Genomic DNA, 16,499 nt, shown 5'->3' on the forward strand with positions numbered 1-16,499 from the left:
GTCCCGTCGGCAGGCGGCGGTCTCGTGGCCGGATCGGTCGCCGTCGATGGCCTGCGGTCGGCGGTGATCGCTACGCCTGGTCGGGCGCCGCCGCTCTCTCGCGTCCCGCGCAGCCCCGGCGCCGTTCACCCGCAGACCCGTCGGGAGGCGGCGGTCTCGTGGCCGGATCGGTCGCCGTCGATGGCCTGCGGTCAGCGGTGATCGCTACGCCCGGTCGGACGACGCCGCTCTCTCGCGCCCCGCGCAACCCCGGCGCCGTTCACCCGCAGGTCCCGTCGGCAGGCGGCGGTCTCGTGGCCGGGACCGGTCGCCGTCGATGCCCTGCGGCCGCGGTGATCGCTACGCCCGGTCGGACGACGCCGCTCTCTCGCGCCCCGCGCAACCTCGGCGCCGTCCACCCGCAGATCCCGCCGGCAGGCGGCGGTCTCGTGGCCGGATCGGTCGCCGTCGATGGCCTGCGGTCAGCGGTGATCGCTACGCCTGGTCGGACGACGCCGCTTTCCCGCGCTCCGCGCAGCCCTGGCGTCGTTCACCCGCAGGTCCCGCCGGCAGGCGGCGGTCTCGTGGCCGGATCGGTCGCCGTCGATGGCCTGCGGTCAGCGGTGATCGCTACGCCCGGTCGGACGGCGCCGCTCTCTCGCGTCCCGCGCAACCTCGGCGTCGTCCACCCGCAGATCCCGCCGGCAGGCGGCGGCCTCGTGGCCGGATCGGCCGCCGTCGATGGCCTGCGGCCAGCGGTGATCGCTACGCCCGGTCGGACGACGCCGCTTGCCGAGGGGATCCGAAGTGTAGGAAGATCTTTATGTCCTGTTGCCATTTTTCGACCGATTGCCCGCCGGAAGGGGTGCCGTCATGGCGCGTCCGAACTGGGTGCCTGCGGGGACCGACCTCGACAAGCCCAATGCCGCCCGGGTCTACGACTACTACCTCGGCGGTTCGCACAACTTCGAGGTCGACCGGCGGATGGCGCGCAAGGCCATGGAACTCTGGCCGGACCTGCCCAAGATCATGCGGGCCAACCGCGCCTTCCTGCACCGCGCCACCCAGTACGTCGCCGGCGAAGGCATCAGCCGCTTCCTCGACATCGGCTCCGGCATCCCCACCTTCGGCGCCGTCCACGAAGTCGCCCGCGAGTACCAGCCCGACGCCCGCGTCGTCTACATCGACATGGACCCGGTCGCCGTCGCCCACAGCCGCCTGATCCTCGCCGACGACCCCCTGTGCCAGGTCGTCGACGCCGACCTGCGCAACACCGAGGACCTGCTCTCCCGCCCCGAGGTCGAAGAGCTGCTCGCCCCCGGCGAACCCGTCGCCGTCATCCTCAACGCCGTGATGCACTTCGTCACCGACGACGACGAGCCCGAGAAGATCCTCGCCAAACTCCGCGAAGCCCTCCCCAGCGGTAGCGCGCTGATCCTCTCGCACGCCTCCCTCGACGGCCGCCCCGACAAGGCCGAATCCCACCAGGACCTGTACCGCGCCACCCCCACCCCGCTCACCATGCGCAGCCGCGAACGGATCACCTCCTTCTTCGACGGCTTCGACCTGGTCGAACCAGGGGTGGTCTACCTGTCCCAGTGGCGCCCCGACGACGCCGACGCCGTCGACCCGCACCCCGAGCGGATCACCGGGATGGCCGGCGTCGGACGCCTGTCATGAACGAGGCGGCCGCTCCCGACCACGGGTTCCGCACCGCCTGGGCCGCCATGCTGCGCACCGGACACGGCGCGGCGGTGCGCCCCGGCGTCCTCAACCCGCTGATCGCGCGGACCGCCGACCTGCTGCGCCGCGCCGCCCTGGAACAGCCGTTCCGCCCGGAGCTCGCCGGGCAGGTCGGCGCCCTGCTGATCGACAACCACTTCACCGATCCCCAACTGCTGTCCGACGCCGTCCAGTTGATCCAGACCCAGCCCGTCCCCGACGGCCGCGGCCCCGCCCTGTCGGGCGCGTTCGCGGCCGGCTGGGCGGCCGCTCTGCGCGAACGCACCCTGAACGAGCAGGAGGCGATCCGGCTGGCCGCCGACACCGCCCGGCAGGAGGTCGAGAGGGCGCTGCGGGTCTCCGAGGCGCGCTTCCGCGCCCTGTTCGAATCCGCGGCGATCGGCATCGGCCTCGGCGACACCGACGGCAACATCCTCGCCGTCAACCGGGCCCTCGGCGAGATCTTCGGCGGCGGCCCCGAGGACATGCAGGGCGTCCGCGTCAACGACCTGATGCACCCCGAGGACACCCCAGGCGTGTGGGAGGCCTACGAGGAACTGATCAGCGGCAAGCGCGAGTACTTCCAGTTCGACAAGCCGTACTACCGGCGCGACGGCGAAGTGGTCTGGACGCACCTCACGGTCTCGCTGATCCGCGACGACGACGGCTCGCCGCTGTACCAGGTCGCGATGCTGGAGGACGTCACCGACCGCTACCGGCTCCAGGAACGCCTGCGCCACCAGGCCACCCACGACCCGCTGACCGGCCTGCCCAACCGCGCCGCGTTCTTCGAACGGCTGGAGCGGCTCTTCGAATCGCCCGAGCCGGACGAACGTTTCGGCCTGTGCTACGTCGACCTGGACGGTTTCAAGGTCGTCAACGACAGCCTCGGCCACGACATGGGCGACCAGCTGCTCACCGTGGTCGCCGGCCGCCTGGAGTCCGCGCTCAGCCCGCTCGGACACATGGTGGCCCGGCTTGGCGGCGACGAGTTCGTCGTCCTGCTGGAGAACTGCCGCGGCGAACAGGAAGCCGTCGCCGCCGCCAAGACCGTCCTTGCCGCGCTCACCAAGCCCGTGGTGATCGGCGACCACCGGCTCGCCGTCGGCGCCAGCGTCGGCGTCCTCGAACGCCGGATCTCCAGCACCACCCCCGGCGCCGCCGTCCGCGCCGCGGACCTGACGCTGTACCGCGCCAAGGAAGCCGGACGCGGCCGCTGGACGCTGTTCGACCCGAAGGAGAACGCGCGCGCCGTCAGCCGATACGCCGTATCGGTGCGCATGCCCGCCGCGCTCGACCGCGGCGAGTTCTTCATCGACTACCAGCCGATGATCGACCTCTCCACCGGCGCGATGACCGGCGTCGAGGCACTGGTGCGCTGGCGTGACCCGGAACACGGCGTGATCGGCCCCGAGACGTTCGTCGGCGTCGCCGAGGAGACCGGGCTGATCATGCCGCTCGGCCGCTGGGTGCTGGAACAGGCCTGCGAACAGGCCGCCGACTGGGTCGCCAGATTCGGCGACCGGGCACCCAAGCTGAGCGTCAACCTGGCCGTCCGGCAGGCCCGCAACGCCGGCCTCGTCGCCGACATCGACCGGATCCTGCGCAACACCGGGCTCGACCCGTCCATGCTGCAACTCGAGATCACCGAATCCACCGTGGTCGGCCCCGAGGACGAAGCCCTCAAGGCCCTGCACGCCCTCGTCGACATGGGCGTCTCGCTGGCCGTCGACGACTTCGGCACCGGCTGGTCCAACCTCGCCTACCTGCGCGACCTGCCGGTGTCCAACCTGAAGATCGCCGGGTCGTTCGTCGGCGACCTGCACGACCCCGCCAAGGACACCCATCTCGGCTGGCGCATCGTCAGCGGCCTGGTCTCGCTCGCCCACACCCTCGGCCTGTCCGTCACCGCCGAAGGCGTGGAGAGCCGCGCCGACGCCGAACGGCTGCGGCTGATGGGCTGCGACCTCGCCCAGGGCTGGCACTTCGGCCGCCCCGTACGGCCCGCCGAGATCGCCCGCCGGATCGCCGAGGGCGACCCGGAACGCGCGGCCGAGATCGCCCTCGAGGCCGGGACCGGCCCGGACGGCGTCGACCGCAGGCACGCACCCGACGGCGCGCCCCGGCCTTTCGTCCTCGGGCGGGAGTACGCCGCCGGGACCGAACCCGCACCCGGCTCCGACAGCGACACCTGAGTTCCCGCCGGGGGTTCCGCGCTCCCGTTCGGCCCACCCGCCCCTTGCTACCGGCCGGTACCCCGGCAAGCTGAGGGGCGTCGGGGCGGAACCGGAGAGCAGGAAGAGGCGGGACGAGATGGTGAAGGCATTCGGGTTCGTCGCGTACGGCGGGCCGGAGCAGCAGACGTTCCTGGACCGGCCGCTGCCCGAACCCGGCCCCGGCGGGGTGCGGATCGAGGTCAGAGCGGCCGGCGTCAACCCGGCCGACTGGAAGAAACGCGAAGGCTGGTTCGGGACGGCCGCCGAACCGCCGCTGGTGATGGGCAGCGAAGCCGCGGGCGTGGTGACCGCCGTGGGGGAGGAGGTCAACGGGATCGCCGTCGGCGACGAGGTCTTCGGCATCGCGCCCGCCGGGGCGTTCGCCGAACAGGTGCTGCTGTCCGCCCGCGCCACCGCCCGCAAACCCGCCGCCGTCGGCTTCGACCAGGCCGCCGCACTGCCCGTCGCCGCCGCCACCGCGTACGACGCGCTCCAGCAACTCGACCTGGTGCCCGGCGAGACCCTGCTCATCGTCGGCATCGCCGGCGGCGTGGGCAGCGCCGCCACCCAGATCGCCCGCGCCCGCGGCATCACCGTCCTCGGCACCGCCGGCGCCGCCAGCGCCGACCACGTCCGCACCCTCGGCGGAACACCCGTCCGCTACGGCGACGGCGTCGCCGAACGGCTCCGCGAAGCCGCCCCCCACGGTGTGGACGCGGTCCTCGACCTGGTCGGCGGAGCCGCCGTCCGCGACGTCGCCGGGGCACTGCGCCGGCCCGGACGGCTGGTGTCCACCGCCGACCGCGCCACCGCCGAAGAGCTCGGCGGCGCGTACGTACGACGCGACGGCACCGCGACCGTGCTCACCGTCCTCGCCGAAATGGTCGCCGACGGGGCACTCGACGCGCAGATCAGCGCCAGGTACCCGCTGGAGCGCGCCGCCGAAGCCATCGCAGAGGTCGAGTCCGGGCACGCCCGCGGCAAGCTGATCCTGGAGATGAACCGCCCGTGAAAATCACCGAGTTGACACCCGGAGCGCCCTGCTGGGTCGAACTGTCCACCAAGGACCCCATCGCGGCCCGGACCTTCTACCACGAACTGTTCGGCTGGCGCACCGAACCCATCCCCGTCGAGAAGGCGATGGGCTACACCCGGCTCTACGCCGGCGAGCAACTCGTCGCCGGACTGGTCGGGTTGGCGAAGCCCGAACAGCCCACCGCGTGGAACATCAGCTTCTACAGCCCCGACGTCGACGCCACCGCCGAGAAGATCACCGCCGGCGGCGGCAGCCTGATCGTCCCGCCGAGGGACGCCTTCGACTGGGGCCGGTTCACCGTCGCCCGCGACCCCGGCGGCGCGGTCTTCTGCGGCTGGCAGCCCCTGACCCTGCGCGGCTGCGACGTGATGAACGAACCTGGCGCGCTCGGCTGGGTGGAACTCGCCACCCGCGACCCGAAAGGCGCCACCGAGTTCTACCCCCAGGTGTTCGGCTGGAGCGTCACCATCGGCGAGATGTACGCCCAATTCGGCCTGGGCGGACGCGACTTCGGCGGCATGATGGACATGGCCGACCAGTTCCCGGCCGAAGTCCCGCCGTACTGGATGCCGTACTTCGCGGTCGCCGACGTCGACCTCAGCGCGGAACGCGCCGCGCTGCTCGGCGCCACCGTCACGCTGCCACCCACCGACGTCCCCGACGGCCCGCGCCTCGCCGTGCTGCGCGACCCGCAGGGCGCGGTGTTCGGCATCCACGTGGCCTATCCGGAGAGTTGAGGCCGGGGCGGGTCGACCTGCCTGCGGGGCGCGGGAGTTGTGGCCGGTTCGCCGGTTCGCCGGTGAGGGGCGGGAGTTGTGGCCGGTTCGCCGGTGAGGGGCGGGAGTGGTGGTCGATTCGCCGGTGAGGCACGGGAGTTGTCGCCGATTCGCCGGTGAGGGACGGGAGTGGTGGTCGATTCGCCGGTGAGAGACGGGAGTTCACGCAACGGTCCCGACTGCGTTGCGCGGCAAGGGAGTTCAGACCCTGGCCGACGGCAGGTCCGGCGACGGCGCGGTCGGCTCGCCCCGGCGACGGCGCTCGCGCAGCCGGGGCAGCGCGCCCGCCGCCCCGGCCGCCGCCGTCACCACCAGCGCCGACAGCGGCACCCAGTCGCCGAGGCGGACGTACCACGTCCGGGCCGCCGGATCGGCCGGTGACACCCGCACCGTCACCACCCCCGACTCGGCCGTGGTCAGGAGCGCCAGCCGCCGGCCCTGCGCGTCGTACGCCACCGACTCGCCCGTCAACGCCGCCTGCACCACCGGCCGGCCGGTCTCCGCCGCCCGGATCGCGCCCAGTGAGGCGTGCTGCGCCGGGGCCCAGGTGGACTGGAAGGTCGAGGTCGCCGACTGGTAGACGATCAGCCCGGCGCCCTCCCGGGACACGCTGCGCGACATGTCCGGGAACGCCGACTCGAAGCAGATCAGCGCGCCGACCGGCAGCGGACGGCCGTCCCGGCCCACCACCGGCAGCAGGTGCAGCGAGTGGCCCGGCGCCCGGTTCTCGCCCGCCGCCGAGCTCACCCCCGCGATCCAACCCAGCAGCGGGCGCAGCGGAATGTACTCGCCGAACGGCACCAGCCGGATCTTCCGGTAGCGGGCCACGATGCCCGAAGGGTCGATCAGTACCGCGTCCTTGGAGATCCGGCCGTCCGCCTTCCGGGCGTCCTCGCCGACCATCAGCTGCGCGCCCGTCGAAGCGGACAGCGCCGTCAGCCGGTTCAGCGTCGCGCTGCCCCGGTCCAGGTCGGCGGTGGTCGAACTCTCGCCCCACACCACCAGGTCCACGGGCCGGCCCGCCAGCGACCGGGTGATCCGGATGTTCGCCTCCAACCGGGCCTGCTCGTCCGGAGTCTGGCCCGCCTGCACCAGCGCCACCGACGCCGAACCGCGCGAGGCCGGCACGGCCTGCGCGGCGAACGCCAACGGACCCGCCAGCACCGACACCAGCGCCGTCGCGCCCGCCAGCAGCCGTGGCCACACGCTGCGGGCCAGCACCACAATCGTCAATGCGGTGTTGACGGTGACCAGCGCCCAGCTCACCAGCCACACCCCGCCGATCGAGGCCAGGCCGAGCACCGCCGGATGCTCCCACTGCGACGCGCCCAGCAACGCCCACGGCCCGCCCAGCGAATGCCAGGACCGGGCGAACTCGGCACTCACCCACACCGCGGGGACCACCACCAGCGCCGCCGCCGACCGGCCCAGCGTCAACTCGCCGTGCAGCAACCACCACACGGCCAGACCCACCGGCGCCTGCAGCACCCCGAACACCACCGCCAGCAGCGGCAGCGCCGGGCCGATCGACGGGATCAGCCAATACATCGCCGTCAGGATGAACCCCGCGCCGAACCACCAGCCGCGCACCGCCGCCTCGCGCGCCCCGCCCGCCGCCCGCATCAGCAACAGCCCCGGCACCAGCGCCACCCAGGCCAGCACGGCCAGGCCGGCGCCCGGGAACGTCAGGACGGGCAGCGCGCCCGCGGCCAGCGCGCCGTAGCGCGCCGGGCGGGTGAGGGCGATTCGCAGGCTCATGTGGAAATTGTCCGCCCGGGCGGGGTGGAAGGCACCCCTATTCGATCACCGACATGTCGGTGTCGTCCGAGGTGCCGTCCGGCGTTCACCACGCGGGCCCGGTGTTCACTGCCCTGGCCCGGTGTTCACCACGCGGGCCCGGTGTTCACTGCCCTGGCCCGGGTCATTCGCCTTCCAGGTCGCCCTCGGTCTCCAGGAAGACCTGCCGCAGCTCCGCCAGCAGCGCCTGGTCCGGCTCCGCCCACAGGCCGCGTTCGGCGGCCTCCAGCAGACGCTCCGAAATGCCGTGCAGGGCCCACGGGTTGGCCTCGGCGAAGAACTCGCGGTTGACCGGGTCGAGGACGTACTCCTCGGTGAGCTTCTCGTACATCCAGTCAGCGACCACGCCGGTGGTGGCGTCGTAGCCGAACAGGTAGTCCACCGTCGCGGCCATCTCGAACGCGCCCTTGTAGCCGTGCCGGCGCATCGCCTCCAGCCAGCGCGGGTTCACCACCCGCGCCCGGAACACCCGGGCCGCCTCCTCGGTGAGGGTGCGGGTGCGCACCGTCTCCGGGCGGGTCGAGTCGCCGATGTACGCCGCTGGGCTGCTGCCCGTCAGCGCGCGCACGGTGGCCACCATGCCGCCGTGGTACTGGAAGTAGTCGTCGGAGTCGGCGATGTCGTGCTCGCGGGTGTCGGTGTTCTTCGCCGCCACCGTGATCCGGCGGTAAGCGCTTTCCATCTCCTCCCGGGCCGGGCGCCCGTCCAGCCCCCGCCCGTACGCGTAACCGCCCCACACTGTGTACACCTCGGCCAGGTCAGCGTCCGTGCGCCAGTCCCGGCTGTCGATCAGCTGCAGCAGACCCGCGCCGTAGGTGCCCGGACGCGAGCCGAACACCCGGACGGTGGCCCGGCGTTCGTCACCGTGCTCGGCCAGGTCCGCCTGCACGTGCGCCCGGACGAAGTTCTGCTCGGCGGGCTCCTCCTGGCCGGCCGCCAGCCGCACCGCGTCGTCCAACAGCGCCACCACGTGCGGGAACGCGTCGCGGAAGAACCCCGAAATGCGCAGCGTCACATCGATCCGGGGACGGCCCAACTCGGCGAGCGGAATCGCCTCCAGACCCGTCACCCGGCGCGAGGCGTCGTCCCACACCGGGCGGACGCCGAGCAGCGCCAGCGCCTCGGCGATGTCGTCACCGGCCGTACGCATCGCCGAGGTGCCCCACAGCGACAGGCCCACCGACGGCGGGAACTGCCCGTCGTTGTCGGCCCGGTAGCGTTCGATCAGGGAGGCGGAAAGCGCTTGCCCGGTCTCCCAGGCGAGCCGGCTCGGCACCGCCTTCGGGTCCACCGAGTAGAAGTTCCGCCCCGTCGGCAGCACATTGACCAGCCCGCGCAACGGCGACCCCGACGGCCCCGCCGGAACGAACCCGCCCTGCAGTGCGTGCAGCACCGCGTCCAACTCGTCCGTGGTCGCGGCGAGTCGGGGCACCAGCTGCGCCGCCGCGAACGCCAGCACCTCGGAGACGGCCGGCGGCAGGCCTGCCGCGACCTTCGCGACCGCCGCCGGGTTCCAGTCCTCCGCCTCCATCGCCTCCACCAGCGCCCGCGCCTGCGCCTCGGCCGCGTCCGTCGCCCCCAGCGTCAGTGCTGCCTCGTCCAGACCGAGCGCCTCCCGCAGACCCGGCAGCGCACGCACGCCGCCCCAGATCTGCCGCGCCCGCAGGATCGCCAGCACGATGTTGACCCGGTCAGTACCGCGCGGAGCCTGGCCGAGCACGTGCAGACCGTCACGGATCTGCGCGTCCTTCACCTCGCACAGCCAACCGTCCACGTGCAGCAGGAAGTCGTCGAACCCGTCGTCCTCCGGCCGCTCCGCCAACCCCAGGTCGTGGTCCAGCTTCGCGGCCTGGATCAACGTCCAGATCTGCGCCCGGATCGCCGGCAGCTTCGCCGGGTCCATCGCCGCGATGTTCGAATGCTCGTCCAGCAGTTGCTCAAGACGCGCGATGTCACCGTACGAATCGGCCCGCGCCATCGGCGGCACCAGGTGATCGACCAGCGTCGCGTGCGCCCGGCGCTTCGCCTGCGTACCCTCACCCGGATCGTTCACCAGGAACGGGTACACGAGCGGCAGATCGCCGAGGGCGGCGTCCGGACCGCACTCCGCCGACAGTGCCGCCGTCTTGCCCGGCAACCACTCCAGATTGCCGTGCTTGCCCAGGTGCACCACCGCGTGCGCACCGAACCCGCCGTCCTGCTGCGCCGCCGCGATCCAGCGGTACGCCGCCAAGTAGTGGTGGCTCGGCGGCAGATCCGGGTCGTGGTAGATCGCCACCGGGTTCTCGCCGAACCCGCGCGGCGGCTGGATCAGCACCAGCAGATTGCCCGACCGGAGACCCGCCAGCACGATGTCGCCGTCCGGGTTCTGCGACCGGTCGACATACAGCTCGCCCGGCGCCGGACCCCAGTGCTCCTCCACCTGCTCGCGCAGCGCCGCCGGGAGCGTGGCGTACCAGCGCCGGTAGTCGGCGGCCGGGATGCGCACCGGGTTGCGGGACAGCTGGTCCTCCGTCAGCCACGCCTGGTCGTAGCCGCCCGCCTCGATCAGCGCGTGGATCAGCGCGTCGCCGTCGTGGCCGTGCCCGGTCCCGGTGTCCAGACCCGGCAGGCTGTCGCCCAGGTCCATGCCCTCCGCGCGCAGCCGCTCCAGCAGCCGGATCGCCGAGGCCGGGGTGTCCAGGCCGACCGCGTTGCCGACCCGCGCATGCTTGGTCGGATAAGCGGACAGAACGAGGGCGAGGCGCCGCTCGGACGCCGGAGTGTGCCGCAGCCGCGCATGCCGCACCGCGATCCCGGCGACCCGCGACGCACGCTCCGGGTCCGCTGCGTACACCGTAAGCCCGTCCTCGTCGACCTCCTTGAACGAGAACGGAACAGTGATCAGCCGACCGTCGAACTCCGGCACCGCCACCTGCGTCGCCGTGTCCAACGGAGACAGCCCGTCGTCACTGCCCGCCCACTGCGCCCGCGACCAGGTCAGGCACAGCGCCTGCAGGATCGGCCGGTCCAACGCCGCCAACTCCCCGGCGTCCCAAGCCTCTTCGTCCCCACCCGCCTGCGCGTCGGCCGGCCGGGTGCCGCCCGCCGCCAGCACCGTCGTCACGATCACGTCGGCCGCGCCCAGCTCCGCCAGGAGCTCCGGCTCCGCGCCGCGCAGCGACGCGCAGAAGTACGCGCGGGCCTGCGCACCCTCGTCCTCGATCGCCCGGCAGAGCGTCTCCACGAACGCCGTGTTGCCGCTCATGTGGTGCGCCCGGTAGTACAGCACCGCGACGGAAGGGCCCTCCGAGGTGCGGGCGGTGCGCTCCAGCGGACCCCAGGACGGGGCCGAGGCCGGCGGCGCGAACCCGTGACCTGTCAGCAGCACCGTGTCCGACAGGAACGCACCCAGCTCCGCCAGGTTCTCCGGACCACCGTGCGCCAAGTACGCGTGCGCCTCCGCCGCGATGCCCGCCGGCACCGTCGACAACTCCATCAACTGCGCGTCCGGCGCCTGCTCACCCGTCAGCACCACCACCGGACGCGGCCCCGCGAGCAGCACGTCCAGCCCCTCCTGCCAGGCCCGACGCCCACCCAGCAGCCGCACCACCACCAGCTCCACACCCTCCAGCAGGGCAGGCAGCTCGGCGGGATCCAGGCGTGCCGGATTGCCCCAACGGAACCGCACCGGCCCGCTCGACGCCCGGGCACTCAGCAGGTCCGTGTCCGACGTGGACAGCAGCAGGATCATGCGAAAGCCCTCCCGGGCATCTCGAACAGCGCGGACAACCCGGGCAACCCGGTCAACCCGGTGGTGGGAGCACAGGTGTGATCGAGGACGTGGGACGGCCCGACGGGCGGTGCGATGGACAGCCCGGTGGACGTCGCGACGGACGGCCCGGGGGATGTCGCAACGGACGACGGCCCGGTGGATGCCCCGGTGGGGACAGAGCCCACGGGCACCCGCCGGGATGCGGGCATGCGGCAGCGCATGGCACGGACCTTCCTCGGGGTCCTCGCCCCGGGCAGTGGAGGACGGCCGGAGTTCCTGGCTCCCACGGCTCACTGAGCCGCGGTCACAGTGGCGGGACCGCACCGGATTCTCACCGGACTTCCTCCGCTGTGCCGTCGCTGGCAGCGGACACCCCGAGAGGTGCCCGCCCAGCATCGTACGGGTTGATGGCCCGTCGGCGGGAGTGTGACCTGCGACGCCCCACCGGTTCCGCCCCCGGGAACCCGTGCTGACCTGGGGATTTGACTCTGGCGCGGGACCTTCGGGCGAGCTCCGGGCGACGATTGGGGCTGCCACTCGGGTGGTGGCCGGGCTGCTGGTCGGGGCGGTGGTCGGGGCGGTGGCGCGAATCGCGGCCATGGGTATGCTCGCCGCCATGCCACCCACACCCGACGCCCTTGCGGCACCCTTCGTCGGGCCCGACCGAGGCCGCGCCGACGCCTGCCCCGGCGCGCTCCGCCTGCACCCCGCCGAGGACGGCCAACTCGCACGACTCCGCCTCCCCGGCGGTTACTTGACGTACCATCAGCTACTCGCCCTGGCCGACGCGGCCGACGCGCTGGGCGACGGCGAAGTCGAGATCACCTCCCGCGGCAACCTCCAGCTGCGCGGCCTGCGCGAACAGTGCGCCACCGACCTCGCCGAACGGCTCCGCTCCGTCGGCCTGTTGCCCTCCGACACCCACGAACGCGTCCGCAACATCGCCGCCTCCCCGCTCGCCGGCCTCGACGGCCGCGGCGCCCCGGGCGTCGATCTCCCGTACTGGGTGCGAGAGTTGGACGCCGCCCTGTGCGCCGCACCCTGGGCCGCCCGACTCTCCGGCAAGTTCCTGTTCGCCCTCGACGACGGCCGCGGCGACACCGCCGCCCTCGACGCCGATGTGACCTTGATCGCAATCGGCGACGGCCGCGCCCTGCTGCGCCTCGGCCGCGCCGACCACGCCTCCACCGTCGACCACCCCGTCCCCGCCGCCCTCGACGCCGCCCGCCACTTCCTCGACCTGGCCGCCGGCCGTGCCTGGCACCTGCGCGAAGTGCAGTCCGAACTGCCCGCCGGCGACGTGCCGCTGCCGCGATTCACGGGGGAGCGACCGGTGCTGGGTGCGATCCCCGGTGGTGGTGGTGGCGGTGATGGCGGCGGTGGTGGTGGCGGTCGCGGTGGCGGGGTGTCGGTCGGGCTGCGGTTCGGCCGTGCGACCAGTGCGCAGTGGCGACTGCTGGCGGACGCGCTGGCGTCGGCGGGGGAGGGGTGCGACGGCGCGAGCGGCGGCGGCGGCGCGAGCGTGCGGCTCACGCCGTGGCGGGGCGTCGTGGTGCCCGGAGCCGGTGCCGACTGGTTGCCACGCCTCGCCGACGCGGGCTTCCGGGTCGAGTCCGGAGGCCCCTGGGAGGGCGTCAGCGCCTGCACCGGTCTGCCCGGTTGCGGGAAAGCGCTTGCCGACGTTCGTGCGCAGGCCGTGCGCGCGATAGCCGCCGTTCCTGCTGTGGGGCTGCCCGTTCACTGGTCCGGGTGCGAACGGCGCTGCGGACACCCGGCCGGTCGCTGGGTCGACGTGCTGGCCACCGCAACCGGATACCGGGTCGCCGTGGACGGGCGGGCCCGCGAGGTCGGTCGGGGTGCGGGGGGTGGCGGCGCCGAGATTGTCCGTGCGGGTATCGGGTCCGGTGGGAGGGGGGTCGCGGGGGGTGGCGCCGAGGAGAACATCTACGCGGAGATAATCCGCGCAGGGATCAACTCGGCGGGCTGCAACACCGGCGACAAAAACAGCACCAAAAACGACATAACCGGGCAGAACGGCACCGGGCAGAACGGCACCGGGTGCAACGGCACCGGGCGCAACAGCGCCGAGAACCGCAGCGCCGAGAACCGCAGCGCCGAGAACCACAGCGCCGAGAACGACAGCACCGAGCGCAACAGCGCCGAGAACGACATCGCCGAGGCAGTCGCCGAGGCGCGCAATGCCGAATGGCGGAGGACCGAATGATCGACTACGAGAAGGACGGCGCATCCATCTACCGCCAGTCCTTCGCCACCATCCGCGCCGAGGCCGACCTCGCCGCGCTGCCTGCCGACGTGGCCCAGGTCGCGGTGCGGATGATTCATGCCTGCGGCATGACCGACCTGGTCGAGGACCTGCTGTGGTCGCCGAACGTGGTCGCCGACGCCCGGCGTGCCCTGCGTGCCGGGGCGCCGATCCTCTGCGACGTCAACATGGTTGCCAGTGGCGTGACCCGCAAGCGGCTGCCCGCCGACAACGAGGTGATCTGCACCCTCACCGACCCGTCGGTGCCCGAACTCGCCCGTGCCATGGGCACCACCCGCAGTGCCGCCGCGATGGAACTCTGGCTACCCCGGTTGGAGGGCGCCGTGGTTGCCGTCGGCAACGCGCCGACCTCGCTGTTCCGGCTGCTGGAGCTGATCGAGGCCGGCGCGCCCCGGCCCGCCGCCGTGATCGGCGTCCCGGTCGGCTTCATCGGCGCCGCCGAGTCCAAGCAGGCCCTGGCCGAACACCCGGCCGCACTGGAACACCTGGTGGTCCGGGGCCGCCGGGGCGGCAGCGCGATCGCCGCTGCCGCGATCAATGCGATTGCGAGCGAACAGGAATGACTGAGCGTCAGGAAATCGACGGGGCCGGGCAGTCGGCGGCCGGGGAGTCGGCGGCCGGGCGGCTGTACGGCGTCGGTGTCGGGCCGGGTGATCCGTCGCTGATCACGGTGCGCGCCGCCGAACTCATCGGCCGGGCCGACGTCATCGCCTACCACTGTGCGCGGCACGGGCGTTCGCACGCCCGGGCCATCGCGGAGCGCTATCTGGCGGGCGGCCAGATAGAAGAGCAGCTGATGTACCCCGTCACCGTGGAGACCACCGACCACCCGGGCGGATACCGGGGCGCGTTGGACGACTTCTACCAGGAGGCGTCCGACCGGCTCGCCGCGCACCTCGACGCCGGGCGGATGGTGGTCGTCCTCGCCGAGGGCGACCCGCTGTTCTACGGTTCCTACCAGCACATGCACAAGCGCCTCGCGCACCGCTACCCCACCGAGGTGGTGCCGGGCGTCACCTCCATCAGCGCTGCCGCCGCTCGCCTCGGCGCCCCGCTGGTGGAGGCCGAAGAGGTCCTGACGGTCATCCCGGGCACCCTGCCGGAGGAGGAGTTGACGGCGCGCCTCGCCGCCACCGACTCGGCCGTCATCATGAAACTCGGCCGCACCTTCCCCGCCGTGCGCCGCGCCCTGGAGCGGGCCGGGCGGCTGGACGAGGCGCGGTATGTCGAGCGCGCCACCATGGAAGGTGAGCGCACCGGCCGGCTCGCCGAGATCGAGGCCGACAGCGTGCCGTACTTCTCGGTCGCCGTCCTGCCCAGCCGGGTCGCCGCCCTCGACTCCGACGGCAAGCCCTTCGAGGCGCTGGCGGTAGAGGGAGGGGAACTCCCCGACGGCGAACCGGCGTTGGGTGAGGTCGTGGTGGTCGGGACCGGCCCGGCGGGGCCGCTGTGGCTGACGCCCGAGGCGCGTGGGGCGCTCGCCAACGCGACGGACCTGGTCGGCTACACCACGTACCTGGACCGGGTGCCGGTCCGGGCGGGGCAGGTGCGGCACGGGTCCGACAACAAGGTCGAGGGTGTGCGGGCCGAATTCGCCCTGGAGTTGGCGCGTCGCGGCCGCCGGGTCGCGGTCGTCTCGTCGGGCGACCCGGGCGTGTTCGCGATGGCCACCGCCGTGCTGGAGGCCGCCTGCCAGGACCCGTACCGGGACGTCGCCGTGCGCGTGCTGCCCGGGATGACGGCCGCGCACGCCGCCGCGTCCCGTGCCGGTGCGCCGCTCGGCCACGACTACGCGGTGATCTCGCTCTCCGACCGGCTCAAGCCCTGGGAGGTGATCGCCCACCGACTGCGTGCCGCGGCCGAGGCCGACCTGGTGCTCGCGCTGTACAACCCCGGGTCCAAGTCCCGTACCACGCAGGTGGGTTCGGCGCGTGATCTGCTGCTGGAGTACCGCGACCCGGCGACGCCTGTGGTGATGGCCCGGGACGTGGGTGGCCCCACCGAGCGGGTGCGCACCGTCGCGCTGGCCGAACTCGACCCCGCCGAGGTCGACATGCGCACCCTGCTGCTGATCGGCTCCACCCAGACGCAGTGGGTGCAGCGCGGCGGCGACCGTGAAGTGGTGTGGACGCCGCGCCGCTACCCGGAGGACTAATTCACCAGCTCGCGCAGCCAGTTGACCGCCCCGGCGACGTCCGGGGCGGTCCGCACGCCCTGTGGGGCGGCCGGGCGCTGGACGACGACCACCGGCAGGCCGCGTTCGCGGGCGGCGGTCAGCTTGGGGGCGGTGGCGGCGCTGCCGCTGTCCTTGGTGACCAGCACGTCGATGCGGTGCGTCCGCAGCAGCTCGCGTTCGCCGTCGAGGGTGAACGGCCCGCGTTCCAGCAGGACTTCGACGGACGCGGGCATCGGGGGCGCCGGCGGTTCGACCGAACGGGCCAGGAACCAGAGGGTGTTGAGGTGCGCGAACGCGGCGATGCCCTGCCGGCCGGTGGTCAGGAAGACCCGGGAGCCGAGTGCGGGCAGGGCGTCGGCCGCGGCGGCCAGGTTGGGCACGGGGTGCCAGTGGTCGCCGTCCTGCGGCAGCCAGCTGGGGCGGCGCAGCGCCAGCAGCGGGGTGCCGGTCTCGGCGGCGGCCAGGGCCGCGTTGCGGCTCATGGTCTCGGCGAACGGGTGGGTGGCGTCGATCAGCGCGGCCACCCGGTGGGTGCGCAGCCATGCGGCGAGGCCGGCCGGGCCGCCGAAGCCACCGATCCGCACCTCCCCGGCGGGCAGCCGCGGTTGGGCCACCCGTCCGGCCAGCGAGCTGGTCACCCGCAGGGCCGGGTCGGCGGCCAGCACGTCCGCCAGCCGGCGGGCCTCGCTGGTGCCGCCGAGGATCAGGACGTGCATGGCGGACTCCAGGGGCCGGCGCGATACGGACACAGCCAGCCTA

The 16,499-nt window shown here is 73.1% G+C and carries 10 protein-coding genes and 1 riboswitch; of the genes, 7 read left to right on the forward strand and 3 right to left on the reverse strand.

Translation table 11 applies throughout. From position 1 onward, the window contains the following. Positions 1–852: 852 nt before the first annotated feature. The 4 genes from ACFYST_RS04825 (at position 853) to ACFYST_RS04840 (ending at position 5,690) form a co-directional block, all read left to right on the forward strand. Positions 853–1,659 (forward strand): SAM-dependent methyltransferase, encoded by an 807-nt coding sequence (locus ACFYST_RS04825; protein ID WP_387634254.1) that lies wholly within the window; start codon positions 853–855, stop codon positions 1,657–1,659. Then, the gene (locus ACFYST_RS04830; RefSeq protein WP_387634250.1) at positions 1,656–3,896 is read left to right on the forward strand and encodes a putative bifunctional diguanylate cyclase/phosphodiesterase; all 2,241 of its coding nucleotides are present in this window, start codon (positions 1,656–1,658) and stop codon (positions 3,894–3,896) included. Before ACFYST_RS04825 ends, ACFYST_RS04830 begins: the two co-directional genes overlap by 4 nt. Before the next feature lie 118 nt (positions 3,897–4,014). After that, a complete protein-coding gene (locus tag ACFYST_RS04835; protein ID WP_387634247.1) occupies positions 4,015–4,929 on the forward strand; it encodes an NADP-dependent oxidoreductase in 915 nt (304 codons plus the stop codon). 11 nt (positions 4,930–4,940) lie between these two features. Beyond that, positions 4,941–5,690, forward strand: a complete 750-nt coding sequence (locus ACFYST_RS04840; protein ID WP_387634245.1) for a VOC family protein — start codon at positions 4,941–4,943, stop codon at positions 5,688–5,690. Between the two features lie 240 nt (positions 5,691–5,930). Here the strand turns inward: ACFYST_RS04840 and lnt are convergent, their stop codons facing one another. Together lnt and cobN are read right to left on the reverse strand one after the other, a co-directional pair. Next, positions 5,931–7,487, reverse strand: a complete 1,557-nt coding sequence (lnt, locus tag ACFYST_RS04845; RefSeq protein WP_387859867.1) for an apolipoprotein N-acyltransferase — start codon at positions 7,485–7,487, stop codon at positions 5,931–5,933. 163 nt (positions 7,488–7,650) lie between these two features. After that, a complete protein-coding gene (cobN, locus tag ACFYST_RS04850) occupies positions 7,651–11,259 on the reverse strand; it encodes a cobaltochelatase subunit CobN (protein WP_387859869.1) in 3,609 nt (1,202 codons plus the stop codon). A 274-nt stretch (positions 11,260–11,533) separates the two neighbouring features. Further along, a riboswitch (cobalamin riboswitch) is annotated at positions 11,534–11,672 on the reverse strand. A 224-nt stretch (positions 11,673–11,896) separates the two neighbouring features. On the opposite strand from cobN, the gene ACFYST_RS04855 reads away from it, so the two are divergent. From ACFYST_RS04855 to ACFYST_RS04865, 3 genes are read left to right on the forward strand one after another with little or no spacing between them, the layout of a single operon-like run. Beyond that, positions 11,897–13,504 carry a hypothetical protein gene (locus ACFYST_RS04855; protein WP_387859870.1) on the forward strand — a complete coding sequence of 536 codons (1,608 nt, stop codon included), beginning with the start codon at positions 11,897–11,899 and terminating at the stop codon, positions 13,502–13,504. Further along, positions 13,501–14,127, forward strand: coding sequence for a precorrin-8X methylmutase (locus ACFYST_RS04860; RefSeq protein ID WP_387859873.1), 627 nt, complete (start codon positions 13,501–13,503; stop codon positions 14,125–14,127). The genes ACFYST_RS04855 and ACFYST_RS04860 overlap by 4 nt, the downstream gene beginning before the upstream one ends. After that, positions 14,124–15,719 (forward strand): precorrin-2 C(20)-methyltransferase, encoded by a 1,596-nt coding sequence (locus ACFYST_RS04865; RefSeq protein ID WP_387859876.1) that lies wholly within the window; start codon positions 14,124–14,126, stop codon positions 15,717–15,719. Before ACFYST_RS04860 ends, ACFYST_RS04865 begins: the two co-directional genes overlap by 4 nt. On the opposite strand, the gene ACFYST_RS04870 is transcribed toward ACFYST_RS04865, so the two are convergent. After that, on the reverse strand, positions 15,716–16,456 hold the full coding sequence (locus ACFYST_RS04870; RefSeq protein WP_387859879.1) for a cobalt-precorrin-6A reductase: 741 nt from the start codon (positions 16,454–16,456) through the stop codon (positions 15,716–15,718). The two genes, ACFYST_RS04865 and ACFYST_RS04870, sit on opposite strands and share 4 nt — an antisense overlap. Positions 16,457–16,499: the final 43 nt, after the last annotated feature.

The organism is Kitasatospora sp. NPDC004614 (assembly GCF_042873675.1).
Classification (GTDB): Bacteria; Actinomycetota; Actinomycetes; order Streptomycetales; family Streptomycetaceae; genus Kitasatospora.

Bases quoted from the DNA above. Each gene is read 5' to 3' on its own strand.
- ACFYST_RS04860 (WP_387859873.1), top strand. From the start codon at position 13,501: ATGATCGACTACGAGAAGGACGGCGCATCCATCTACCGCCAGTCCTTC.
- ACFYST_RS04855 (WP_387859870.1), top strand. From the start codon at position 11,897: ATGCCACCCACACCCGACGCCCTTGCGGCACCCTTCGTCGGGCCCGAC.
- ACFYST_RS04825 (WP_387634254.1), top strand. From the start codon at position 853: ATGGCGCGTCCGAACTGGGTGCCTGCGGGGACCGACCTCGACAAGCCC.
- ACFYST_RS04870 (WP_387859879.1), bottom strand. From the start codon at position 16,456: ATGCACGTCCTGATCCTCGGCGGCACCAGCGAGGCCCGCCGGCTGGCG.
- ACFYST_RS04835 (WP_387634247.1), top strand. From the start codon at position 4,015: ATGGTGAAGGCATTCGGGTTCGTCGCGTACGGCGGGCCGGAGCAGCAG.
- ACFYST_RS04830 (WP_387634250.1), top strand. From the start codon at position 1,656: ATGAACGAGGCGGCCGCTCCCGACCACGGGTTCCGCACCGCCTGGGCC.
- ACFYST_RS04865 (WP_387859876.1), top strand. From the start codon at position 14,124: ATGACTGAGCGTCAGGAAATCGACGGGGCCGGGCAGTCGGCGGCCGGG.
- lnt (WP_387859867.1), bottom strand. From the start codon at position 7,487: ATGAGCCTGCGAATCGCCCTCACCCGCCCGGCGCGCTACGGCGCGCTG.
- cobN (WP_387859869.1), bottom strand. From the start codon at position 11,259: ATGATCCTGCTGCTGTCCACGTCGGACACGGACCTGCTGAGTGCCCGG.